Below are 25,931 nucleotides of genomic sequence, written 5' to 3'. Positions count from 1 at the left end.
GCTTTAACCCTGTTGCACTTCCGGAAAGATCGATAACATGGAGATATAGCCCGGTAGTATCCGGGACCATGCTGGAAGGAGTGTTATTATTAATGTCGCATAATCAATTTTTTAATGCCCATCATTCACCGATCGGTGCATTTGCGAGTTTCACTTTAGGATTCAAAGGAGCTAGTGGAGGTTTCGATCTGGAGATTGGAAAACCACCTAGACAAAATATATTCATAGGATTAGAACGTGCTGATGGGAAGGGATATGACACACTGCCATTTCATGAGATCGGAGGAGAGGACGAGAGCAAACGCTATGATATCGAGAATCCGGATCCTAATCCTGACAAGGAGAATATTCTGTTCCCTTTTCAAGAGCGTGAGATTTCCAGAGATTTTCATGTAGCCACAGACAGCTGGAGTGCGGGTGATTTGACCTTCCGGATTCTGTCCCCCGTTCGTTCTGTACCCGATCCAGAAACTGCCTCTATAGAAGAAATGAAGGATGTACTGCTGCCTGCAGTGCTGGTTGAACTCGAAGTGGACAACACCTCATCCGCAACCTCGCGCCGTGCATTCTTTGGTTTTCAGGGAACAGATGTGTATAGCGGAATGAGAAGACTGGATGATGTATCATCGGAGATTACTGGCGTTGGCCAAGGAAGATTTATTGCAATTGCTGCGGAAAAAGGAACTGCAAAGTCCGCACTGCACTTCACAATGGAGGATATTCTAACGGAGGAGCTGCAGGAGAATTGGACCTTTGGGCTGGGACGAGTCGGTGCTTTGATCATGGATGTTCCAGCCAGAGTAAAAGAAACTTACCGCTTTGCTATCTGTTTTCACCGTTCAGGTTATGTCACCTCAGGAATTGATGCTTCCTATTATTATAATCATTTTTTCAACAATATAGAGGCAGTGGCTGCATATGCATTAGCTAGATTTGATATCCTTAAGCAAGAAGCGGAGCAAGCTAACGATAGATTTACTCATGATGACCTATCCGCAGATCAAACCTTTATGTTAGCGCATGCGATTCGTAGTTATTATGGCTCCACGCAATTGCTGGACTACAAGAATAAGCCATTTTGGATCGTCAACGAAGGCGAATACCGGATGATGAATACCTTCGATCTTACCGTCGATCAGTTATTTTATGAGCTGCGTTTGAATCCTTGGACTGTACGTAATGAACTGGATATGTTCGTGGAAAGATTCAGCTACGAAGATACGGTGCGTTTCCCGGGTGATGATACAGAGTATCCAGGTGGAATTAGCTTCACACATGATATGGGTGTAGCCAACGTAGTTTCACGTCCGGGATATTCTGCTTATGAGGTCTATGGCATTGATGGTTGTTTCTCACATATGACACATGAACAATTGGTTAACTGGGTGCTGAGTGCAGCAACTTATGTAGAGCATACAGGCGACCGGAGCTGGATGGAACGTAATCTCAGTATTATGGAGAAATGCCTGGATAGCATGGTAAATCGCGATCATCCAGATCCTGAACAAAGAAATGGTGTCATGGGGCTTGATAGCTCACGTACGATGGGCGGAGCAGAAATTACTACGTATGACAGTCTGGATGTGTCTTTAGGTCAGGCTCGTAACAATATTTATCTGGCAGGAAAATGCTGGGCTGCTTACTTGGCTATGGAGAAAATATTTGCAGAGCATGGGCGTGCGGAACAGTCCAAAACAGCAGGTGATCAGGCTGAAAAATGCGCCGCAACAATGGTGGCAAGTGTTACAGCAGACGGGTATATTCCGGCTGTCATTGGAGAAGGCAATGACTCTAAGATCATTCCGGCTATCGAAGGCCTTGTGTTCCCTTACTTTACAGGCTGCAAAGAAGCTCTTGATCGTAATGGACGGTTCGCCGCCTATATTGGCGCACTCGACAAGCATCTGCATGCGGTGTTACAGCCGGGAGTATGCTTATTCGAAGACGGAGGCTGGAAAATCTCCTCAACTAGCAACAATAGCTGGCTCAGCAAAATCTATCTCTCCCAGTTCATCGCCCGCAGCATTCTGGGATTGGAATGGGAGGAACGGGGAGCGGCAGCGGATCGTGCTCACGTAGCTTGGCTTACCCATCCGGAGTTGTCGATTTGGAGCTGGAGCGATCAGATTATTTCCGGTGAGATCACGGGCAGTAAATATTATCCGCGTGGCGTTACAGCGATTTTGTGGTTAGATGAGAAATAAGAGTAGATAGTTTCAATAAGTAGAAACGGAATATGCAAAAATACTAAGAGGGGGCTACCCCTCTTTTTTGCTGTGTCGACGCTCCCTCCTTGATTCAATCTACCCCCTACTGAAGGGTCTTCATTCAAGAATTAACTTGTCGATAGATCTAATTGCTGCTATAGTCATACTGACTTATTAAATGCGTTTAATAAGTCAGTATGACTATAGGTGGGAGGGTGGGAGAGCCATGGCGAGTGAGAAACGACTTCCTTCACTGCAAATGAAATCTGAAATTATCCGAAATATTCGAACAGCATTATTAGAACTAGGAAAAGCAACGAAGGCAGAGTTAAGCCATAAATTGCAATACAGTTTCCCAACGATAAGTAAATTTCTAATGCAGATGGAAGAGGCAGGGGAAATAACGGTCAGCGGTCTGGATGAGTCAAGTGGTGGAAGAAGGGCAATAAGATATGCCTACAATCCTAATTATCGGTTAGGCATGGCTATTTTTTTGGAAAAAAATGAAACGAATTATACCATCTATAATTGCATTGGTGAGGTAATCAAAGAAGGGAGTTTGCCCAGTATTCTTGAGGAAGATGTTAGTAAACTGGTCACGCTTATTGAAGATGAAAAAAAGGACAATCCTAAAATCCATTCTGTGGCTATTGGAGTTCCAGGTGCGGTGAATCATGGGCAGATTTTTCTGATTCCGGGTTATGAGAAATATCAGAATTTAGATTTGAGAAAACACATAGAAGATCAACTATCCATTCCGACAATCGTGGAAAATGATATGAATGCGGCTGTAATCGGCTATATGACGCAACGAAATTTGAAAGAGAATACTTCTCTAATGTATCTGTATTTAGGGAAAAATGGTCCGGGAGCTGGGATCGCGGTCAATGGTGAAATTGTGCGAGGAAAGACGTTTTTTTCAGGGGAAGTTCAATTCTTGCCCCAGTATGACAATAGAAATTTCATAGAGGCATTAACTGGAGATCCTGGTGGATCAAATATGCAATCGAATCAAAGCGTGGATGCGATTAGTCGATTAGTGGCTACTATGACTTCTATTTTGAATCCGCATTATATTATTTTTTGTGAGGATGAATTAGCTCCAGCTATGCTTAATCAAATCGCTGAGCGAAGTGCCACATACGTTCCGAAGGAGCATCTTCCTGCGTTAGCGGTGAGTAACTTGAAGCGTGATTATCTGAATGGATTACAAAGTCTTGGATTAGGATTATTAGTTTCACAACAAATAGATGAGAACAATTAAGGAGATAACTATGGCAACTTTTTTTCTTATTATTATTTATTTAGCCTTTATTAGTTTAGGCTTGCCAGATTCATTGCTTGGATCCGCTTGGCCAGTGATGAGAATGGACTTAAATGCTTCATTAGGTACGGCTGGAATTCTTTCGATGGTCATTGCAGTAGGCACAATAGTGTCCAGTTTGATGAGTGGCATTATCCTTAAACGTTTTGGTACGGGGAAAGTGACTCTTGTTAGCTGCATCATGACTGCTGTAGCGTTGCTTGGTTTTGCATGGTCACCTTCGTTAGTGTGGTTAATTGTTGCTGCGATTCCACTCGGTTTAGGTGCGGGATCTGTAGATGCCGGATTAAATAGTTATGTTGCTACGCACTATAAAGCCCATCATATGAGTTGGTTACATTGTTTCTGGGGAGTGGGCGCCACGCTGGGTCCTATTATTATGGGCTCTTTTATCTCTGGTGAAGGTCTATGGCGGCAAGGTTATCTTACGGTTGCTTACATACAATTGAGCTTAGTCATTATTCTATTCGTTACACTGCCTTTATGGGATAGAGTGGCTGGGAGTAATAACCACCCGAATGCTGAAAGTGATCCCGAGTTCAATCATCCGGAGCTAGAGCATGCCGGAGAGAACACAAAACCTTGGAAATTAAGAGGGGTAAAGCTAGCGATGTTAACCTTTTTATTTTATTCTGCCATAGAAACGAGTATGGGGTTATGGGGGAGCAGCTTTCTTGTAAACATTAAAGATATTCCTGCATCAACTGCAGCGACATGGGTATCGTTTTTTTATCTAGGGATTACCTTTGGTAGAATGGTGACGGGTTTCATTACTTTTAAAATGAGTAATAAACAGCTAATTCGATATGGTCAACTCATTGCTTTAATCGGTACGGTGCTGTTAGTATTGCCGCTTCCAACTATAGTTTCACTTGTAGGATTTATGATTATAGGTTTAGGGTTAGCCCCCATTTTTCCGTGTATGCTACATGAAACCCCTGTACGATTCGGGAAGAGACATGCTCAGTCAATTATGGGCTTTCAGATGGCAACAGCTTATACCGGCACCACGCTGATGCCGCCTTTTATCGGCTTATTAGCTTCGAAATTCACGCTGGGTATTTTTCCTGCGATGATCGTTTTTTTTGCCATCGTTATGCTCTTGTGTACAGAAAAGCTTAATCATTACTCAGCAAAAGTAAATGTCGGTTAAATTTGAATTGAATATATTACGGACTAACCCTTCATATATATAGCTATAGGAGGGGGGAGCTGTACATGTGGTTGTTAATTATTATAGGTGTTGGATGTCTCTCCGGTTTTATATTGTTTAGAAAGAATATATTGGCCGCTGATCAAGAATATTTTCAAGGACCGGAGAAATTGTCCATCATCATCCCCGCAAGGAATGAAGAATATAATTTGCGTTTTCTGCTCGACTCACTCCAGCTCCAAACCATTACCCCCTATGAAATTATTGTTGTGGATGACTTCTCGGAGGATCGGACCAAGGAAATTGCCGAAAGCTATGGAGTTAAGGTTATTGCAAATAGCAGTCTCCCTGAGGGATGGACGGGCAAGAGCTGGGCAGTATGGAATGGATATTTGCAAGCCTCGGGCGATATTTTTGCTTTTCTGGATGCAGATATCCGGTTAAAGCCTAACGCTCTGGCCTCATTATTAAAAGCAAGGGAGCTATCGAAAGGTGTCATTTCGGTAGTTCCTTTTCATCATACAGAAAAGCTGTTTGAGAAACTTGCCTTAATTATGAATATGCTGGGGATCTTCACATTCACCTCCGTTTTTGAAAAGAATAACGCCAAAAAAGGATTATACGGTTCGTGTATTCTAGCTTTAAGGCAGGATTATGAAAAGGTCAAAGCATTAGATCTGAAGTGCTGGATGATTTGTCTTTAGGAGAGAAGTTTATCGCGGCAAGTGTTCCCATTAGAAATTTTATCGGGTATGGCTTAGTATCTTTTCGTATGTATCCGAAGGGGATAAAAAGTGAAATTGAAGGCTTCAGTAAAGGGGCTGTCTTAAGCACCTCAACGTTAAGCCCGCGGACGATTATTCCAATTGCACTTTGGGTGGTCGGGCTCATCATCTCAGAAACTGTGTTTATTTTTGCGAATACTTCTTGGGGATTGCCGTTACTTTTTGGTTATCTCCTTTATATGTTCCAGCTCTTTTATTTTATTAAATATGTAGGGGTTTTTGGCATCGTCATTCCAGTATTTCACGTGGTTGCTACTCTTTTCTTTATCTTGATTATGCTTTATTCGATATATCAGGTCGTTTTTCTGAGGCATGTAAGCTGGAAAGGAAGGCATATCCAGGTGGGAGGACATAGGGACTAATGATCATATTGTGGGTCGCGGGTTTATTTTTGTCGGGATCTCTTATGTTTTCCTATTGGCTTGGGTTAGCGCGTAAAAATAATTTAAAGGTCATAGGCGACGGTAATCCGGGGGCTTTGAATCTCTGGAAGTCATCTGGGTATAAATTCGGAATTTTTGGGGTGTTGTTGGATTTTTTAAAAGGATATCTGCCTCTTTTATGGGTAATGGGAAGCCATTATAGTCAGGGTTATTTCATTATTCCGCTTGCCTTAGCTCCTGTTGCGGGTCATGCCTTCTCTCCATTTCTTAAAGGAAAAGGAGGGAAGGCGATTGCCGTAACCTTTGGGGTATGGAGTGCATTGACAGGATTCAAAGCCTCTTTAGCGTTAGCGGTCATCCTGGCAGTGTTGAAAGTACTCGGCAGCGGGTACAAAAGCAGAGGAAATTCACCTGTCTCGGATGGTGTGCAAGTGGTTAGCGGAATGCTACTCCTTTTTGTCTATTTGTGCATCAGTAAGTGGTCTGCTCCTATCCTATGGGTATGGCTTGGGAGCTTTGTAATCCTTGTGTATACGCACAGGTTAGAATGGATTGCATGGGTGAAGGAATATTTAAAAAGGGAGCGGGGGCATTGAAGTTACTTTTATCTCGTATAGGTTAATAAACAGGTTTCCAGCGATTAATTTCGGGGAAGCCTGTTTTTTTCGGTTTTATAAGATGCGTTATCTTTAAACAGAAGATTTTATAATGGCTAAAGTTGGTGCATTTTAGTATCTTTAATTATAAATGCTTTCAATTTAGAAAGTTACAGAGATAGGGTTATGAACTAAAGGGGGGCTTGTGATGAAGATCGGCGGCAGACTAAGAAATGGAGGCACATTGTTTACCCATCTGATTTTTTCATTCACATTATTAGCCGTTGTTTTAATCGGACTTGTGGGCAGTTATCTGTATGTTCAGGCTAATCGCTTAATGGTGGATGAGATTGCCAGAGACAGCAAGCAACGACTGATGACTTCAAGTGATTTTGTGGAAAATACGCTGCTGCAAAAATACGAAAACAGTATCCGCAACCGAGCAGTGTCTACCTTGTCGTTAGAGAATCAATCTATGCTGAATTATTTACTGGACAGTGAATGGGAAGGTAATACGAGCAGAATATTAGCTTTTCGCAAGGATCTCGAAATTTTCAAGCTTACTAATGAAGGCGTTTACAAAATATCCACATACTTCGAGAAAGGTAATTATATCATCGATAACAGCCAGTTTTATTCGAAGCTGGTCAATTCTCCAGATGCTTCCTTCTTAAAAACATCAGTTACACCAGCATTAAACCGCTGGACTTATAGAACGTTATCGGATAAAGAAGAGGTGTTGACTTACGCAATCGCCCTTCCCTATGGCGCTTTATCAAAAACATCAACCGGAACCATGTATATTGACGTTAGCTTAGAATACATCAATAAAATGATTTCCAGCACGATGAGCTCGCCGATGGAAAAGCTATATGCTTTTGATGAAAAGGGCAGCCCTATTATCCATACGGGCTCGAACGTCGAAGAGGGGCTTAAGACTGCTAAGCAATGGATGGAGTCAGCGGGGAATAATAAGGAAATTCATTATAATAAACGCGACAAATATGTGTTGTCTCTTAAAAATGACCAAACCTCGAATAATCAATGGAAATACGTATTAATACGGCCTATGAATTCATTTGTATCCTCATCAAAGCAGCTGAAGAGTCAAATATTTATCACCTGTATCCTGGTATTGTTAATTGGGCTTCTATTCGCTTATTTGATCTCCAAACGTGTATATGTTCCTATGAAGAAGCTTGTAAACAATGTTCGCAGCTTTTATCATCCAGGCACCGTAAACTATTCGCAAAATGAGTTTGCTATTATTGGTAGTACAATCTCAAAGCTAGGTCAAAAAATCGAAACCTTAGAATCTAAAGCTAAAGTGAATGAACTAAAAAATCTGGTATTAGGTGCAGGTGTTGGCTCGGATTACTACGATTATTTACCTTTGCAATGTTATTACATGACTAGCTATATTCGTATAACCAAGGGAGATTGCGAGGAATTCAGGGCTTTTTATGAACAGCATGCTGCCTATAGCTTTTATAAATTCGTCAGCTTGAATACGCAGGAAGCGGCGATTATCTATTTCAGTGAGTTGAATAAGGATCCCGAAGAGCTGGAGCTTTTATTATTGAAGGAGCTGGAGCTTATAAAAAATGGGTTGCCCGAGCAACTACACTTTGGAGCAGCGCTTGGATCGAAGGTTCAGGCACCTGAAGAAATCCCCTTTTCGTATCAAAATGCCTTACATGCCTATCGTTATCGGTTTATCTATGGTTCGGAAGCTATTGTGCGGTATTCACATATCCCGCTCAACGATGTTACGCCACACTTATTCTCTTTTGATCTTTATAAAAATGCATTAAAGGCAGGCAATGATGTTACGATGAACAGGTTTATGGACGATTTCCAGAGGGTCCTGGAGAAAGGTGATGTCCAATTGGAGACGGTTGAGTTAGGCTTGCTTCAGTTGGTTACGGTTCTGTATCAGACCATTATTGAGCTTGATCTGCAACAAATCGTTTCGCCTTCCAGTCTGTTCGATGAGTTCAAAAAGGAAACGTTGGCCGAAACACTTGATTCCATTCGTGATTTATCAGCACAAATTACAGCTTATATTCAAGAGTCAGGTAATCACGCACATACGGAGATCATTCATAAATTAAAAATCTTTATCGATGATAATATTCAAGAGGATTTATCGCTAAATAAATTATCTGAGGTTGCTTCGTTGGCGCCCTCGTATATTTCTACCTTGTTCGGAACCGTTATGAATGAATCATTCACTGAATATGTAACCCGAGTGCGGTTGGAGAAGGCGGCTGATTTATTAAGAGAAAATAAGCAGCTGTCCGTGGCTGAGATTTCTGCTCAGGTGGGTTATCGTAACCCGCAATATTTTCACAACAAATTCAAAACACGTTACGGAGTTACACCGGTCCAGTATAGGAACGCAGGCAATGCAAACCATTCGAGCCATTCAAGTGCATAATTCTCTAATCCATGTGGAAAAGGCAATCGTCTCGCGATTGTCTTTTCTTTTGTTTGAAAAATTATAGCCCCAATACGAAGATAATTTACTGATTTTAATGAATTTACAATAGAAAAAGCGCTTACAATACCCTAACGTAAGGGGTGTTCAGACACAGTCTTAACGCAAAATCGTATTCGGAAGGAGAAAACAACTATGAACCCGGCAAGCACTGCTGGCATTCAAAAACAGGGAGAGAATCTTAAGCCGAAAGTCTCGAGGTGGACACATACTTGGCGCCAATACAAAAAAAACAAATATTTATTCTTATTACTAGCTCCCGTGATCATCTGGTATACCATATTTGCTTATGGCCCGATGTATGGCATTCAACTGGCTTTTAAAGATTATTTTATTCGTGATGGAATTTGGGGAAGTCCTTGGGTCGGCTTTAAGCATTTCGAATATTTGTTCACAGCTTCACCCGACTTTTGGAAAATTATTAAGAACACGCTTATTATCAGTTTTTACCATATCATCTTTGGTTTTCCTGCACCGATTATATTGGCGCTGTTATTTAACGAACTTAGGTTTTCTTTCTTCAAGAAGGTTGCACAGACGATATCCTATTTACCCCATTTCTTATCCTGGATCGTTATTGGAGGGATATTGATCACTTTGTTATCTCCGAATTCGGGTGTGGTCAATTATATTATTCAGTGGCTCGGCTTTGATCCCATTTACTTTTTAGGCAGCGAGAAATATTTCCGCTTTACGCTCGTTATGTCAGGAATATGGAAGGAAATCGGCTGGGGAACGATTATATACTTAGCTGCATTAGCAAGCATTGATTCCCAAATGTACGAAGCTGCAGTTCTGGACGGAGCCAATCGCTGGAAACAAACGTTATTTATCACCATTCCTTCGATCCTGCCGGTGATTGCTATTCTGCTTATTCTTCGGGTAGGGAGTGTGCTGGATGCTGGCTTCGATCAAGTCTTAACACTTTATTCACCAGCAGTATATGGAGTGGCGGATACGTTAGATACTTATGTGTACCGGATAGGTCTGCAAAACTTTCAGTTCAGTCTAACGACGGCTGTTGGATTATTTAAAAATGTGGTGGGTCTTATCCTGGTGTTATTTGCAAACTTCATAACGAAAAAAATGGGGCAGGAAGGTCTTTATTAATGAATGAATGTAAGGAAGGAGTAACTACAATTGAAGCTATCCACTGGTGAAAAAGTATTCCAAGTCTTTCTAATCCTATTTGTAATCATTCTTTGTATTACGATGATTTATCCCTTCTTGCATGTGCTCTCTATATCATTTAGCACACCTGCGGAGGCCCTTCGGCCGGGAATTCATTTCTATCCTAAAGAAGTTTCCTTCTTTGCTTGGAAGCGTGTACTGACAACTGATACGGTCTGGCAAACGATGGGGAATACGGTTTTTCGCACAGTTGTAGGAACGGCTCTGACACTGGTGTTTCTGTCACTGGGAGCATATCCGCTGTCTCGCAAATATTTGCCGCACCGGGGATTTTATACAATGTTCATTGTTGTAACGATGTTTTTTGGCGGCGGGCTTATCCCTACCTATCTGCTAATCAAAAGTCTGGGGCTTATAAATTCGTTATGGGTTTATATTGTCCCCGGCCTGCTCAGCACGTTTAATCTTCTGCTCCTGCGAAATTTCTTTATGGGTATACCGGAGGAACTGGAGGATTCAGCTAAAATAGATGGGGCTAATGATATGCGGATCTTATTTACGATTGTTGTTCCGCTGTCGAAGCCTGTTCTAGCAACATTAGCCCTATGGACTGCAGTAGGGCACTGGAACGCTTGGTTTGATGCAATGTTATATATGCAGGATCAATCAAAGATTGTACTGCAGCTCTTCTTAAGACGGCTTGTTATTTCAGCCGAAGGAGATCCGATGTTACCACTTCCTACTAATGAGCAGGCTCCTGAAATGGTCAAAGCAGCTATTATTATGTTTACAGCGCTGCCTATATTAATGATCTATCCATTCCTGCAACGTTTCTTCGTCAAAGGAATTATGGTTGGATCACTTAAGGGTTAGAAGACTCAGAATGGTTTAAACAGTCCGCTATATCCGCGAGCTGTCTAAATATATAGATGAACAAGAAAAGGGAGGAAATAAAAGAATATGAGGCATACATCCAAGAAATGGTTGGAAATTGCTGCGATAGCCCTATCGGCTTCACTTGTCATGAGTGGTTGTGGCGGGAATGCGGCGAATAATAGCACTAACGAAGCTAAGCCTACGAATCAAGGTCAAGGGGGGACATCAGCAGCTGAAGCTCCGATTGAAATTATTTGGGCGAACAACTTTAATACGCCAGAAGAAGACGGTAACTATGTGCAAACCGAGCTAGAGAAGAAATTTAATGTAAAAATCAAAAATATTAAATTGGAACGTGGAACTTGGAAAGAACAATTTTCGGTGCTTCTAGCTTCTGGAGATATTCCTGATATCTTCCCGGTCGATGCAAACGAAACGGATATGGTGCAATGGGCAGATCAAGGGATCATTGCGACAATTGATAAGGCTGAAATTGAATCCCTGATGCCGAAATATGCAGCAGCATTGGATTCCGTTGATTCCGGGGCATGGGGCGTAGGCTTATACAACGAAAAAAACTGGGGGATCCCGAAAATTTGGCCAGGTGGTCTTGATGGATTTATTCCGGGCTATAATGAAGCCTGGCTGAAAAATATTGGCTACTCAGAACCACCCAAGACATTGGAAGAGCTTGAAGATGTACTCACCAAATTTGTTAATGAAGATCCGGACAAAAATGGGAAGAAAGATACTTACGGCTTAATCGGCCGCGGCAAGCTTCCAGAACAATTGTTCACAAGTGTGTTCTCAGCCTATGCTGTTTCCCCTTATCAATTCAAGAAGGATGCTTCCGGGAACGTAGTTTATGGAGGCGTTACAGAAGAGACACGATCAGCATTGGCGTTATTGAGCAAATGGTACAAAGCGGGTCTGATTGATCCTGAATTCATAACTAGTGACAATAACGAAATCAATATTAAATTTGCTGATCAAAAAGTGGGTATGGTGGATAACGGGAAGTGGGGCAATTTTTATAAAGAATCTGGGTTTGTCGCAAAACCTGGTCTAGAGAAAGGTCAAATATTCGTGCCTGGCAAGCCGTTTACAGCTCCAGATGGCGTTGCTTATTCATTCGCGTATGGTGCAAGACAGGCGCCAGTATTGTTCGGTGTTCAACTCGAAAAGGATGAGAAAAAACGCCATAAAATTATGGAAATTCTTGAATATGTGTCTACGGATTCCGAAGGTTTTCTGCTGACAGGTTTCGGTCAATTGGGGGTGAGCTATGATATGGAAGGGGACCTTGCCATTCCAAAAGCGGATGAAGAGGTTAGTGCTCCGAAGATGGGAGCGGGCAATTTCTATAATCCACTTAGCTCCACAGACACTTCAATGGAAAAACATACGGTAAAACAAGAATTGCTAGATTTGAGAGACAAGATCACTCCAGGTGTTACACCATTGCTTGATGTACTAGGCCCAGCGGTATTGACAAGCAAACCCAAGTATTGGGGCAATCTGAAGACGTTACAAGATACGTTTGTTATCAAGGCGATTACAGGAGAAGCGAACACGGGTAAAGATTTTGATAATTTCAAGGATAGCTGGCTAAAAGCCGGAGGTCAGGAAGTAACGGATGAAGTAAATAAAGTGTTGGCGGATCGTAAATAGAGCGGTTGCCCGCTGATTAGTACTGGATGATAGGCTGGAGCAAAAGCTTGCTCCAGCCTATTTATTAAACCCTTAAGAGAGTTGATTCTAAGATAACGGAGGTTGAAATGAGCGAATTAATTATTTATGAGCAGCCGAATGAAGCCCTGGGGAAAGACGATTTTACAGTAAGCGTAAGAGAGCCTGGTGGGGTATGGCAATCTCTGTTTGTTTTTGAAGCAAAGGTGGATATGCATCAGGTTCGGTCGACATCGATGGTTTATTTTGATATGGATGGCACGGTGGAGGTCTCTGTTCATTGTAAAAAACAACAGATTGAACAAGCGGTTATTCGCCCTTTGGCATCCCAAATCTCCTTTCAAATCGAAGAGAATACCCTTTTGTTCACATTGGAGCACCCGTGTAAGCTTTCCATTGAAATCAATGGAGAACGTTTTAGTAACTTGCATCTTTTTGCCAACCCCTTGAAGACAGCCCCTCCTAGACATGACGATGATAATGTAGTGCTTGTCCAACCAGGAATACATCAATTTGCGGCTATCGCAGAACAAGTTCAGCATTTGTCAGAAAGGGCTAACGGGGAGCGTCAGACGATATATTTTATGCCCGGGCTTCATCAATTCGAGAATCCAATGCTGCATATCCCTTCTGGGACCACCGTTTATATTGCCGGAGGCGCGATCCTTTGCGGATCCATAATGATTGACCATGCTGAGAATGTTGTTGTTCGCGGCAGAGGTGTTCTGTATTTGGCGGATATGGAGAAAACCACTTATTTAAGAGGCGTTCAAATCCAGCATTCTGAACAGATTGAGATCGAAGGGATCATCACGCTTGATCCTCCGCATTACAGTATATATATCGGAGCGTCTAAGCATATTCGCATTCATAACTTCAAAGCTTTCAGTACACGCGGCTGGTGTGATGGAATTGATATGATGGCTAGCTCAAATGTGGATATTAATGATGTGTTCTTGAGAACTTCTGATGATTGCATTGCCATTTACGGCAGTCGTGGAGAGTATTATGGAGACACACGCCATATCACGGTTAAAGATTCCATACTCTGGGCGGACGTCGCTCATGCCATACATGTCGGTATTCATGGTGATCACCAACATAATGGCGATTTTATAGAAAATATTTGGTTCGAAAATATCGATGTGCTTGAACATCACGAGCCGCAGGAAAATTATTGGGGCGTTATGGCAATTTGTGCAGGGGACAACAATACCATTCGTAAGGTTACTTTCAAAAATATCCGGGTGGAGGATTTAGAACTAGGTCAGCTGTTTGATGTCCGCGTGGTGTGGAATAAAACCTATAATCCGGTGCCAGGACGCTGTATCGAAAATATTGAATTTAGCGATATCCACTACAATGGGAAGAATACCCATCCTTCCCGTATATTCGGCTATGACGAGGAAAGAGGTGTGAAGGACATTTATTTTTATAATCTCCAGATTAATGGAGAGGTTATTGTCGACCTGAATAACAAACATTTTGTAGTGAATGAATTTGCCAGCGGTATTTATTTGCATTAAATCAGAGGATGTAAATGAATGGAGGAGAACAATGAATTCACTTAAAGTGCTACTCTTTGGAAAATCGCTTAAACGTATTTTTAGGATCACAGTTTCTTTAAGTTTGTTGGTAACGCTAGTGCCTTTATCAGCAGAAGGAGCCGCAGTAGAATCGACAGAGCTGTCGATAATTACGGATTACCAACCTGCCATTAATGAGGTTATAGATGAAAGCGGATTCAAACATCCGGGTGTTGGCCTGACCAAGGATATTCTTGAGAATATTAGGACACAGGTACGGGCGCAAAAAGAACCCTGGATCACTTATTATAATCAGATGCTTCTCTCTCCGGCAGCTTCAAGAACGGTCACTTCCAACAATCAGAGTGGTGCGAATCCGTTGAAACCAGCGAGCGATGCTTTTAATAGCCAAGGCTTTAATTCAAGATTTATAGCGGATGGGTTGAAGGCTTATACACAAGCTCTATTGTATGTAATATCGGGTGATGAGGTTTACAGAGCTAATGCCATGCATATTATCCGGATTTGGTCACAGATGGACCCTGAGAAATACGTGTATTTTAATGATGCACATATTCATACAGGAATTCCGCTTAATCGAATGGTTACTGCGGCGGAAATCTTAAGGTACACAAGTACTCAAACTGAAGAGCTGAAATGGACGGAACAAGATGTCGCTGATTTTACGAATAATCTTATTAATCCGGTTATTGAAACATTCCAACACACCAATGATCGTTTTATGAACCAGCATCTTTATCCGCTGCTTGGAGCTATGTCAGGTTATATTTTTACAGGAAATAAAGATAGGTACAATGAGGGAGTTGAATGGTTTACCGTCAATAAAACCGCTGTCGATCAGGGGCAAAATGGCGCGATAAAAGCATTATTCAGATGGGTTGATACAAATATTGTAACAGGGGAAAAAGTTAATCCTCCCGTAGTTCAGCATGTTGAAATGGGCAGAGATCAGGCGCATGGCGCTGGGGATATAACGAATGTAGAGATTTTATCACGTTTATTATTGGCTCAGGAAACAAAGGTAGATCCGGTAGAGGGGACTGTTTCTGATACGCCAAATGCGGTGGGTCCGTATGAATTTCTAGATCAACGGATTTTAAAAGCTGCCGACTACTTTGCGCAGTATATGATTGGCCATGATACACCATGGATTCCAGTGGCGGCACATACAGATGTAAATGGAAATCCAACGATTATCTATAAACACTTGGCTGGCGGTTACAGGGGGAGAATTGGCGGTAATGTCTATGACCTTTATTATTATTATAAATATACAGCTGGAATAAATATGGAGGTTGAAGCTCCTTACTTTAGCGAGATGTTTACTAAGCGATTGCCTTTCTATTGGGAGTCTCCGGATGGAGGCGGGGATTATTGGCTGTACATCCCTAAAGAAGCAGAGGGCGAGGGTACGCTCAATCTGCCGAAGGGGATAACGAATCCAGATTTGAGAGAACTAGAAGACCGGTACACGAAGCTTGATAGTCACTCCACCACAAAACAAGAAGGAGACACTACTTACGTTGAGATTACCGCAACAGATGAGGGCAGTAAAATTGCTTATGTGGGTGCAAGCAGCGGCGAACGAACCATTGCTTTTAAGATTCGGACTAATGGCATAGCAACCATGGAGGTGTTTGGCGATACCGTTACGCTGCCTGATACAAAGGGGCAATGGAGGTATATCCAGTATGCGTTCAATGAGTTCCAAGGCTTCAGCGATCTTGTCTATTTTAATGTGAAAGGAAATGGGACAACAGTCGATATTGACCATATTAATTTAAAAGCTGGGGCACAGCTTACCCCTCCAGTATTTACATCAGGGAAGGCACCGGTATCTTTATTTACCTATGAGGGATCTACAGCGGCAATTCAATTTGATTTCTCTGCGACAGACGCAGGTGCAACGGATGTTGTTGCCTATCAAGCGGATCAATTACCTGAGGGCGCACTGTTTAATGAAACTTCAGGTGTTTTCTCTTGGTCTGGAGCACATGCGGGAACGTACTCCTTTGTAGTGAGTGCCTCAGACGGCACTTCGGTTACAACCAAGGATGTTACTGTTGTAGTAGCGAATGATCGGCATTCTGCCGTCAACGCTGTCATTTCTCCTTATCATGCTAATGTGCCTTACATTTCGGCAACGTTAGCTCACTATAAGCAAGTGCATGCTGAGGTAATGGATGTAATTACTAATGTCACTGACGAGGTCTTCTATCAGAAGTTATTTGACCTGAATCTTGCAGTGCAAAGTCTTAAAGAATTGACGCCTTTAATGAAAGATGGAAGTGTTAATTTTACGAATATGTTTGTCAGCTCAACCTTTGGTAATGCAGTCCCGAATCTGCTGGACAACACAAATGATAGTTTTGTGGGGTATTATACAGCGCAGGATCGGGCGCATTACATGGATTTAGGACCGGATTTTCAAATATCAGCAGAAAGCTTTGAGCTTCAGGTAAGAGCTAGTTTTCCGGAGAGAATTGGCGGCGTTGCAATGTTCGGATCGAATGACAAAGAAAATTGGACCCGCTTAACTCCCGGTTTGACAACAGTTACTGAAGAGATGCAGAGACTAGAGGTTCAAGCAGGCCTGGAGCATGAAAAATTCCGATTTTTGAAAATGGAAATGATAAAGCCTTCGAGTACTATGCTGGAAATTGCTGAATTTAGAATCTTTGGCCAGCGGTATGAGACAGTAAATCAATTAGAGTCCGTGTCCATTCACTCAGATCAAAGCTTAAAAAATCGGATTATTCCAGGGGATACGATTCAATTATCCTTTAAGTCTACAGAAATGATCCATAATGTCACGGCCAATATACAGGGTCAACCTGTTGCAGTCAGTTCTGTGGACAATATCAACTGGACAGCTAAGCTTGTGGTGAATGAAAATGTTCCATCAGGTACTGTGAAATTTAAAATCAATTATAAAACGGCAGCTGTAGAGACTATTTTTACAACAGATGGTTCTACTTTATTCATTGCAGATCAGACAGGGCTTGTCGCTAATGTGCTTGAGATAGCAAATCTAATCGATTCCAGTGGAAGGAATCCGGCTGATCTTTTGGCAACAGCAAAAGTTTTATTTGATAATAATTTAGGTTCTATCACGGATTTTCGTTTAAATGGCAGTGGTTATGGTGCCTATCTAACCTTTGACTTTAAAGAAGGTGGCCAGGCATTGCTGTCTAGGGTAGAAGTAATCGGAAGGCAAGATAATTATGCGGGCAGAATTAATGGAACAGTGGTGCAAGGCTCCAACGACAATGTGACGTGGACTACGATCTCTAATGCAGCCTGGAATACGCCGGAATGGCAGACGTTGACGATTAACAGCACAGAACCCTATCGTTATATCCGCATCACCAATGGAAACAACTGGTATGGAAACATGGCTGAACTACGTTTGTATGGTGATGTTAAAATCAATTCAAAGCTTGATGCGGTGTCCATTAGCTCCGACCAAAGTATCCAGAAACGAATTGTGTCTGGGAACACGGTGAAATTGTCTTTTAAAGCAAGCGATGCAATAAACCAAGTGAATGTCAATATTCAGGGTCAAGTCGCAACCATTGCTACTGTCGATAAGATCAATTGGACGGCTGAAGCGGTGATGGGCAATAACGTACAACCTGGACCTGTGAACTTTAGTATTAAATACAAGACAAAGGAGGGAATCGAGGGGCCGGAAAAAACATCAACTACAGATGGTTCATCTCTGTACATTCCCGATGAGACCGAGTTGATTAGTAATGTGCTTGCGATTACTAATTTAAGTGATTCCAGTGGGAGAACATCCACTGATCTCAGGAATGTTGCGGGATCATTATTCGATGGAAATGCAGGCTCAATTACGGATTTTCGGGTAAATGGCAGTGGATATGGAGGATTTATAACGTTTGATTTTAAAGAAGGGAATAGGGTTCAGCTGTCCAAGGCAGAGGTGCTTTCCAGGCAAGATAATTATTTTACACGAATCAATGGGACTGTGGTTCAGGGTTCGAATGATAATACAAGCTGGACGACAATCTCCTCTCCTGCAGGAAAAACGATGGATTGGCAGACCTTAAGTATTAGTAATGCAGAAGCCTATCGTTATATCCGGATCTATAATAGTAGTAATTGGTTTGGAAACATGGCAGAATTACGCTTTTATGGTGTAGTAAAAGGGGCAGATCATACAGCTCCGGTGACAATGGATGATGCGCCACAAGGTTGGACTAACAAGGATACGTTGGTAACCTTCACAGCTACAGATGCGGGCTCTGGTGTTGCGGTAACCTATTTCACAGTAAACGATGGCGAGCAGCAAACCGGGAATTCAGTTATTTTGTCCAATGAAGGAACACATAAGTTAGTTTATTGGAGCGTTGATAGAGAGGGTAATGTGGAACAGCCGCAGAAGACTGCTGTGGTGAAGATTGATCGGACCGCACCACAGGTGGTAATTAACGGAGAGATTTCCTATACCATAGAGCAGACATTAAACATCACCTGTAGTGCAGCTGATACTGTATCAGGCATCACTTATTCGCCATGTGATTCAACGCTCGCAGATGTAAAGGCGTATACGCTGGAACCGGGAACTCATAGTGTAACTGCGAAAGCCGAGGATGCGGCGGGCAATGTCGGGTTGGCAGAGCATTCGTTTAGTGTATATGCGACATTTGACAGCTTGTCGGCATTAACCGAAACTTTTGCAGCTGAGACGGGTGCTCCAGATTTAGAAAACGTAACCAACTCACTTTTGCAGCAGCTGGCTAACGCAAAAGAAAAAGCTGAGCAGCATGCTGGCGCAGAAGTTCACAGCTTGCTGGAAGCTTTTAATAGTGAAGTGAACCTCCAGAGTAATCAGGTGTTCACTTCTGAGCAGGCAGAGGTTCTAGTCCGTTGGTCACAATGGCTCCAGAATACAACTCCGCTTGCTGGTGGTGCCCCTGGAAAGCCAGTGTTATCTGACAATAATGGGCACGACACCGGGCTTCGAGATGGCAACTATGCCGTCACGATGAATCTTTGGTGGGGGAACAACGGTACCGAGTTTAAGCTCTATGAAAACGATGTGCTGATCAGTACCCAGATGCTGACAGACAGCTCACCGAATGCGCAGACATTGAGTACGGATATTGTGGGCAAAACAAATGGAACCTACACGTACACTTGCGAGCTGGTAAACAGCTTCGGCTCGACGATATGCGATCCGCTTACCCTTACTGTTATCGATACAACACCGGGTAAGCCTATAGTATCCCACGACAACTGGAGCGGGGATGGAACTTATGACGTTATGATGAATATGTGGTGGGGAACCAATGGTACTGAGTACCGTTTGTATGAGAATGGAGAAGTGATCGACACCCAGACACTAAACACGGCTACCCCTGCGGCTCAGATGACAGTTACGAAACTTAAAGATAAAGCACCAGGTGTATATGAATATTACGCAGTATTAGTCAATGCATCAGGCGAGACATCTAGTGAGAAAATCACAGTAACTGTCAAGCTAAGAAACTGATCATAGAGCTGATGAAATAGGAAGGCCCTTTCTTCGGGATGACCGAGGGAGGGGCTTTTTTAGAGGGATTGAGACGTTGAATAACGAACGGAGAATTAGGGAATTCTGTAAATTGACATAACACCTATAGGTGTTATAATCAAAAGTGAACCCAAAAGGTGTTATATTAATTGAATGCTGGAGGCTATTTATTATGCAAACTCAAGAACCCTTACAAGAAATTCGTCAAACGATTTTACTAGATGCGCCAATAGAAAAGGTTTGGAAAGCTGTTGCCACGGCAGAAGGAATGGCAGCCTGGTGGATGCCTAGTACATTCGAGCCTGTTGTTGGGCATGAATTCATCCTGCATGCTGGACAATTCGGAGATTCTCCTTGTAAAGTAACCGAAGTTGATCCTCCGAATCGTGTTGGTTTTAATTGGGGGAAGGATTGGCATCTTGCTTTTGAACTGAAAGAAATCGAAGGGAAAACTGAATTTACCTTGATTCATTCTGGATGGGACCCTGAAAAAGTTACTGAATTTGGACAACCACATCCAATCGTACGCGGCTTTATGAACAGCGGCTGGGAAAAAATCGTCCAAGAAAAACTTCCTGCTTATATCGAGGCTTAATATGCCGGTTGCTGAAGCAGGACATGATGTATTTCAGGCGATAGCAGATCCTACCCGCCGCAGTCTGCTAAAGCTGCTCGCTAATAAGGAAATGTCTATAGCATCTATTACGGATTGCTACCCGATCAGCCGAACCGCTGTTAATAAGCATTTACAGGTATTGTCCGATGCGCAGCTTGTTAGCAGTCAGAAAGTCGGACGGGAGACCCGGTATAAGCTTCAGCCAGAACCTTTGCTGGAGCTGCAAGATTGGCTTGCCTTTTTTGAAGGTTATTGGGCTAATAAATTATTTGCGCTTAAAGAATATGTTGAGGCTGACTCAGACGAGAAGTGATAAACCGGGAGGCGTGAGATCGCGCTCCCCGGTTTTTTGTGTTGTTTAAATTCAGTTTATAATAGGGAGTTACCATCACAATACAAACTAAAACGTTGGAGGAATTGTAATGGTAAATGAACGCAAAAAAATAATTGAGCCCAACCCTGGAGATTGGGCCGTCGAAGCGCGTGGGCTCGTCAAAACGTTTGGTGACAATCGCGCAGTTGATGAAGTAAATCTAAAAGTTAAGGCAGGCACAATTTACGGTGTTCTTGGTCCCAATGGGGCTGGAAAGACGACGGTAATTCGGATGCTGGCTACGTTACTTCGTCCGGATGCGGGGTCGGCGCGAATCTTCGGGCATGATGTGGTAAAGGAGTCGCAGATTGTTCGGCAATTGATAGGGGTTACGGGACAATATGCTTCTGTGGATGAGTCACTTAGTGCTACAGAGAATCTGATTATCTTTTCACGTCTTTTAGGGTTAGGGCGGGTAGAGGCGCGGCAAAAGGCAGCGGAGTTGTTAGAAGAGTTTGGTCTGACGGAGGCGGCGAAACGGCCACTTCGAAATTTCTCTGGCGGTATGCGCCGACGTCTGGATCTTGCAGCGAGTCTGATTGCCCAGCCTCCGCTTATCTTTTTGGATGAACCAACAACAGGCCTGGACCCACGGACACGTTCGCAAATGTGGGATACCATTCGTCGGTTGGTGAACACAGGATCAACAGTGCTGTTAACTACACAGTATCTTGAAGAAGCCGATCAGCTGGCAGACCGTATTGCAGTTATTGATCATGGTCATGTCGTTGCAGAAGGCACCGTGGATGAGCTAAAAGCTTCAGTCGGCACCACCTCGCTGCACTTAAAAGTCCAAAATCTTAAAGATATCGCTCAAGCGCGCCGGCTTGTGGAACATGTGCTGCATATCCAGTCTATTGGGCCGAATGAGGCTGGGAAAATTACTGCACCGATGGCGAACGCTGATTTAGTCACTGATTTGCTTATTGCACTCCGCGAAGCGGGGATTCCACTTGCGGAGATGAGTGTGCAGAAACCGACGCTTGATGAAGTGTTTTTGACGATCACTGGCCATGGAGTTACGGATGAGGCGTCCCAAGCGTCACAAGAATCAATTAATAAGGAGGCAGCAAGAGCATGAGTATGAGAACTTCTACTATTAGTCCAGGTGCGACCCGACAATTGAAAAACCATACGAGCTTCAAACAATCTGTTCGTAACTCGTTAACGATGGCTTATCGCGGGATATTGAAAATCCGTCGCACACCCGAGCAATTGTTCGACGTAACGCTGCAGCCAATTATTTTCACACTAATGTTTACTTATATTTTTGGTGGAGCCATATCAGGAGATGTAGTGAGCTATTTGCCCGTTATTATTCCTGGTATTCTAGTGCAGACTGTAATCACGACCTCCATCGTCACTGGGGTCCAACTGCGGGAAGACATGGATAAAGGGGTGTTTGACCGCTTTAAGTCATTGCCGATTGCCCGAATAGCCCCATTAGCCGGAGCTTTGTTGGCAGATACAATTCGATATACGATCGCAACTGTGCTTACTTTTGTCATGGGCTATATTATGGGTTACCGACCTGATGGCGGTCTGGAGCATGTCGCAATTGCTGCGCTTTTGGTTATCGTCTGCTCCTGGTCGATTAGCTGGATTTTCGCTTTCTTTGGTGTGATTGCCCGAACCGCTTCCAGCGTACAAGGGATATCAATGATTGTGCTGTTCCCACTCACTTTTCTATCCAACGCCTTCGTGCCTGTAGATACGATGCCTAACTGGCTGCAATGGTTTGTCAAAGTAAATCCAATCTCGCATCTTGTGTCAGCTGTCCGGCAGCTTGCTAACTCTGGAACCGTAGGCTGGGATTTCGCTATCTCACTTATCGGAGCCGCTGTGATTGTTGCGATTTTTGCACCTATTACTGTGCGTGCATATATGCGCCGGACATAATTAGAGATGAAGAAACGGCAGAAATGCCGTTTTTTTGTGTTTTTTATTATGTTGAAAAAGCCGTGATCAAAGGATATCCCAAGATTACGGCTTAAATTTGTTGAGGAGGGACTTGCAAAGAGGCTTTTTAGAATTACTTATCTTTTTTAAAGAAGGTATGAATTAAATTGGAGACCGATCTATCATACAATATTTTAGCAGTTTCCTCATTTTGAATATGTCCACCCAAATGCAGATGAATGACGCCATGCAATGACGCCCATACCAGGTTAACAACAAGGAGAGGGTCTTTCTCATTAATAAACCCTTGTTCGATCGCTTCTGTAATAAGGGCTATCACTTGTTGTAGTGCCGTAAAGATAGCATGTAAGCTTTCCTCCTCCGGTTTGAATTCACTAAAGGCCCCTCCGAACATAACCATATAATAGCTGGTATGATTCCGTGAGAAATCCCAATAAGCTTGTCCAAGCTCGCGAAGATATAAATTTAGATTATCTTGTTTTGGAACCGCTTGAAAGGCAGCAGCTAATAATTTACACCCTTGCAAAAAAAGCTCCTTCGCTAAACCTTCCTTGTTTCCAAACAAGTTATAAATGATCTTTGTGGGACATTCCATTTTTTCAGCAACCTTGCGAATAGTTACACCTTCGGGTCCGGATTCATGCATGATGGCCGCAGCGGCTTCGATAATGTTCAGTCTTAATGTTTCCGCATGCTGTTGTTTTGCTTTTGGGTAGGTTGTAACAGATTGAGCATCTATAGAAGATATTTCGGACGATTTTTGCATGTAGTTTCACTTCCTTAGAACTTTACTTTAGCTTTTTAGATAGCCGTTATTTCTAAACCTTATTTTACTGATGTAGAAGAGAAATAGCCAATAATTAAATGTGTAGAACTTTATTTGACAACGCAACCTCACTTGGATACAATGATTCTTATTGAAACAGTGTTTCTAGATGGTCATTAAAGGGAGAGATGATAGCAATGATTACAATTCAAAATAAATGGGCGTTGATTACCGGAGCTTCTTCGGGTATAGGTGAAGCGTTTGCTCGAGAACTTGCAGCCAAAGGAAGTCACTTAATTTTAGTCGCCCGTTCTGAAGATAAATTGATTGCTTTAGCGGAAAAATTACAACGAGAATTTCAAATTCAAGCGGAGGTTCTAGTTGCTGATTTATCTCAAGAAGGTTCCCCTGACAGGCTCCATCAACAATGTGTAGAACGTGGCTTGAACGTTGATATTCTTATTAATAATGCAGGTTTTGCTACGCATGGGCTTTTTGAACAACTATCTGGTTCGAGACAACATGAAGAAGTGATGCTAAATGTATTGGCGGTTGTAGATCTGACCCATTTGTTTTTGCCAGAGATGTTAAAAAGAAAAAGCGGAGTGATTATAAACGTTGCATCAACAGCAGCATTTCAACCTCTCCCTAATATGGCTGTATATGGAGCGACAAAAGCTTTTGTATTATCATTTACACAAGCGCTATGGGAGGAAAATCGGAAACGGGGCGTACAATTTCTTGCGTTATGTCCGGGGTCTACGGAAACAGAATTTTTTAATGTCGTGGGAGCCGATGAAGCTTCGGTAGGGAAACGAGACACGCCAGAAAATGTCGTTCAAGTGGCTCTTCGGTCGCTTCAGGCAAAAAAAGTGTTTGCTGTCCCAGGATTTACAAACTATATTTCAGCTCAAATGTCACGTTTTTTCACACGTAAACAAATGCTTTATTTTGTTGGACGCATGCTCCGTACGCGACATTAATGGGTCAACGTATTCAAGCTGGTGTATTCCTTAGCAATGATTAACTATTTTAATTATAAAAAAACAACAAAACAGCGGTTCTCCCCAATATGGGAGAACCGCTGTTTTGTGTTTTGACTTGCTGACTTTGACTCCGTTCGCTTGAATTTACATCAACATCACCAACATCACCAACACCAACAACAACATCAACGTCAACATCAACATCAACGTCACCATCAACGTCAACGTCAACATCAACGTCACCATCACCATCACCATCAACGTCAACGTCAACATCAACGTCACCATCACCATCAACATCAACATCACCAACATCATCAACATCTACAACAACAACATCAACAAAATTACCAATCGACTTCTAAATCACATCGCCGACTCATAATTGTCCACTGTGGTACGGACCCCAATGGTGTTATTAGTATGTTTTTCGCAGTTCCAGCGTAGTTTCGGACTCCAGTGCAGCTATTCCCTAGAAAGGGTTCTAAATATGATGTTTTGTGCGCCAATAGGTGCATTGAGGTCCGATAGGATCAGAAAAGTGGGGAATTTCTGCGAATAAGGTCAACTGAGTCCGATAGTACCTCGTCCGTCAAAGTAAGGCGAGGTAAACACTTATGTTCTTGCAGTCAACCTTATTGTATTAAGGTTCAATAAAAAGGACAAAAAACCAGCGTTGGTTTGTTGCTACAATAGATATTTGGGCAAGTAAGGCTAACGGACCCCAATGGTGTTATTAGTATGTTTTTCGCAGTTCCAGCGCAGTTTCGGACTCCAGTGCAGCTATTCCCTAGAAAGGGTTCTAAATATGGTGATTTGTGCGCCAATAGGTGCATTGGGGTCCGATAGGATCAGAAAAGTGGGGGATTTCTGCGAATAAGGTCAACTGAGTCCGATAGTACCTCGTCCGCCAAAGTAAGGGGAGGTAAACACCCTCGCCCTCGCAAATAGCCTACTAGTAAACACCCCCGTCCTCGCAAACAACCTACTAGTAAACACCATCGTCCCCGCAAATACTACTGGCATGAACCTTCGTACACGTAACTCCGTATTGGAAGCTACGTCATGCGCAGAAAGCAATTGGATTTAATCAAAGAAGGTTCGGTCCTCAAATTATTTTGGCCTATTTTTCCATTAACTACTTCATCTGTCGTAGTAATTATGTTATACTGCAACTACTACGACAGATGAAGTAATCATGGGGGGATATTCTTGATCAGCAGTGATGTTATACGCGGCTACAATGATACGATGATCCTCTACATGCTGCTGGACGGGGAATCTTACGGGTACGAGATTTCCAAAAATATCAGGCAGTTAACGCAGGAGAAATATGTCATGAAAGAGACAACGTTATATTCTGCCTTCACCCGACTGGAGAAAAACGGGTATATAGAATCCTTTTATCTGGATGAGAGTCTTGGCAAGCGGCGTACGTATTATCGGATTACCTCGTTGGGTCTCGCCTATTACCGAGAAAAATGTGAGGAATGGAAGGTTACGCAGCAAGTTGTAAACCAATTTATCAAGGAGTGGTGAT

The 25,931-nt window shown here is 42.7% G+C and carries 20 protein-coding genes; 18 read left to right on the top strand and 2 right to left on the bottom strand.

Annotated features, from left to right (window positions below; all coding sequences use genetic code 11):
• Window positions 1-92: 92 nt before the first annotated feature.
• From NSS82_RS19745 to NSS82_RS19670, 16 genes are all read left to right on the top strand, one after another.
• On the top strand, window positions 93-2,204 hold the full coding sequence (locus NSS82_RS19745; RefSeq protein WP_076098944.1) for a glycoside hydrolase family 52 protein: 2,112 nt from the start codon (window positions 93-95) through the stop codon (window positions 2,202-2,204).
• 229 nt (window positions 2,205-2,433) lie between these two features.
• Window positions 2,434-3,471 (top strand): ROK family transcriptional regulator, encoded by a 1,038-nt coding sequence (locus tag NSS82_RS19740; protein WP_076272703.1) that lies wholly within the window; start codon window positions 2,434-2,436, stop codon window positions 3,469-3,471.
• 10 nt (window positions 3,472-3,481) lie between these two features.
• Window positions 3,482-4,684, top strand: a complete 1,203-nt coding sequence (locus NSS82_RS19735) for an MFS transporter (protein ID WP_038571815.1) — start codon at window positions 3,482-3,484, stop codon at window positions 4,682-4,684.
• Window positions 4,685-4,749: 65 nt separating this feature from the next.
• On the top strand, window positions 4,750-5,388 hold the full coding sequence (locus NSS82_RS19730) for a glycosyltransferase family 2 protein (protein WP_306031562.1): 639 nt from the start codon (window positions 4,750-4,752) through the stop codon (window positions 5,386-5,388).
• Entirely contained in the window at window positions 5,367-5,831 is a 465-nt protein-coding gene (locus tag NSS82_RS19725; protein ID WP_306031560.1) for a hypothetical protein, read from the top strand. The genes NSS82_RS19730 and NSS82_RS19725 overlap by 22 nt, the downstream gene beginning before the upstream one ends.
• Window positions 5,831-6,448: a glycerol-3-phosphate acyltransferase gene (locus NSS82_RS19720; RefSeq protein ID WP_076272702.1), complete on the top strand. Its 618-nt coding sequence runs from the start codon at window positions 5,831-5,833 to the stop codon at window positions 6,446-6,448. The genes NSS82_RS19725 and NSS82_RS19720 overlap by 1 nt, the downstream gene beginning before the upstream one ends.
• Before the next feature lie 208 nt (window positions 6,449-6,656).
• Window positions 6,657-8,888: a helix-turn-helix domain-containing protein gene (locus NSS82_RS19715; RefSeq protein ID WP_076272701.1), complete on the top strand. Its 2,232-nt coding sequence runs from the start codon at window positions 6,657-6,659 to the stop codon at window positions 8,886-8,888.
• Window positions 8,889-9,083: 195 nt separating this feature from the next.
• Window positions 9,084-10,058, top strand: a complete 975-nt coding sequence (locus tag NSS82_RS19710) for an ABC transporter permease (RefSeq protein ID WP_076272700.1) — start codon at window positions 9,084-9,086, stop codon at window positions 10,056-10,058.
• 30 nt (window positions 10,059-10,088) lie between these two features.
• Window positions 10,089-10,952: a carbohydrate ABC transporter permease gene (locus NSS82_RS19705; RefSeq protein WP_038571808.1), complete on the top strand. Its 864-nt coding sequence runs from the start codon at window positions 10,089-10,091 to the stop codon at window positions 10,950-10,952.
• 87 nt (window positions 10,953-11,039) lie between these two features.
• On the top strand, window positions 11,040-12,626 hold the full coding sequence (locus NSS82_RS19700) for an extracellular solute-binding protein (protein WP_036688263.1): 1,587 nt from the start codon (window positions 11,040-11,042) through the stop codon (window positions 12,624-12,626).
• A gap of 107 nt (window positions 12,627-12,733) precedes the next feature.
• Window positions 12,734-14,170 carry a glycosyl hydrolase family 28 protein gene (locus tag NSS82_RS19695; protein ID WP_076272699.1) on the top strand — a complete coding sequence of 479 codons (1,437 nt, stop codon included), beginning with the start codon at window positions 12,734-12,736 and terminating at the stop codon, window positions 14,168-14,170.
• 31 nt (window positions 14,171-14,201) lie between these two features.
• Window positions 14,202-19,709: an OmpL47-type beta-barrel domain-containing protein gene (locus tag NSS82_RS19690; protein WP_076272698.1), complete on the top strand. Its 5,508-nt coding sequence runs from the start codon at window positions 14,202-14,204 to the stop codon at window positions 19,707-19,709.
• Between the two features lie 193 nt (window positions 19,710-19,902).
• Complete coding sequence (locus NSS82_RS19685; protein ID WP_036688260.1) at window positions 19,903-20,325, top strand: SRPBCC family protein; 423 nt, start codon at window positions 19,903-19,905, stop codon at window positions 20,323-20,325.
• 1 nt (window position 20,326) lies between these two features.
• Window positions 20,327-20,659: an ArsR/SmtB family transcription factor gene (locus NSS82_RS19680; protein ID WP_038571799.1), complete on the top strand. Its 333-nt coding sequence runs from the start codon at window positions 20,327-20,329 to the stop codon at window positions 20,657-20,659.
• 109 nt (window positions 20,660-20,768) lie between these two features.
• Window positions 20,769-21,800: an ATP-binding cassette domain-containing protein gene (locus NSS82_RS19675; RefSeq protein WP_076272697.1), complete on the top strand. Its 1,032-nt coding sequence runs from the start codon at window positions 20,769-20,771 to the stop codon at window positions 21,798-21,800.
• A 2-nt stretch (window positions 21,801-21,802) separates the two neighbouring features.
• The gene (locus NSS82_RS19670; RefSeq protein WP_036689061.1) at window positions 21,803-22,618 is read left to right on the top strand and encodes an ABC transporter permease; all 816 of its coding nucleotides are present in this window, start codon (window positions 21,803-21,805) and stop codon (window positions 22,616-22,618) included.
• Window positions 22,619-22,751: 133 nt separating this feature from the next.
• On the opposite strand, the gene NSS82_RS19665 is transcribed toward NSS82_RS19670, so the two are convergent.
• Window positions 22,752-23,405: a TetR/AcrR family transcriptional regulator gene (locus tag NSS82_RS19665; protein ID WP_036688255.1), complete on the bottom strand. Its 654-nt coding sequence runs from the start codon at window positions 23,403-23,405 to the stop codon at window positions 22,752-22,754.
• 197 nt (window positions 23,406-23,602) lie between these two features.
• On the opposite strand from NSS82_RS19665, the gene NSS82_RS19660 reads away from it, so the two are divergent.
• Complete coding sequence (locus tag NSS82_RS19660; protein ID WP_076272696.1) at window positions 23,603-24,388, top strand: SDR family NAD(P)-dependent oxidoreductase; 786 nt, start codon at window positions 23,603-23,605, stop codon at window positions 24,386-24,388.
• 147 nt (window positions 24,389-24,535) lie between these two features.
• On the opposite strand, the gene NSS82_RS19655 is transcribed toward NSS82_RS19660, so the two are convergent.
• Window positions 24,536-24,709 (bottom strand): hypothetical protein, encoded by a 174-nt coding sequence (locus NSS82_RS19655; protein WP_341109894.1) that lies wholly within the window; start codon window positions 24,707-24,709, stop codon window positions 24,536-24,538.
• A gap of 894 nt (window positions 24,710-25,603) precedes the next feature.
• Here NSS82_RS19655 and NSS82_RS19650 point away from each other — a divergent pair.
• Complete coding sequence (locus tag NSS82_RS19650; RefSeq protein ID WP_036688249.1) at window positions 25,604-25,930, top strand: PadR family transcriptional regulator; 327 nt, start codon at window positions 25,604-25,606, stop codon at window positions 25,928-25,930.
• The last annotated feature ends 1 nt before the right edge of the window (window position 25,931 follow it).

The sequence above is a fragment of the Paenibacillus sp. FSL H7-0735 genome (genome assembly GCF_038008505.1).
Taxonomy (GTDB): domain Bacteria; phylum Bacillota; class Bacilli; order Paenibacillales; family Paenibacillaceae; genus Paenibacillus_AQ; species Paenibacillus_AQ odorifer.
Note: the sequence above shows the minus strand (reverse complement) of the source record. Positions and strands in the feature narration are given on the sequence as shown.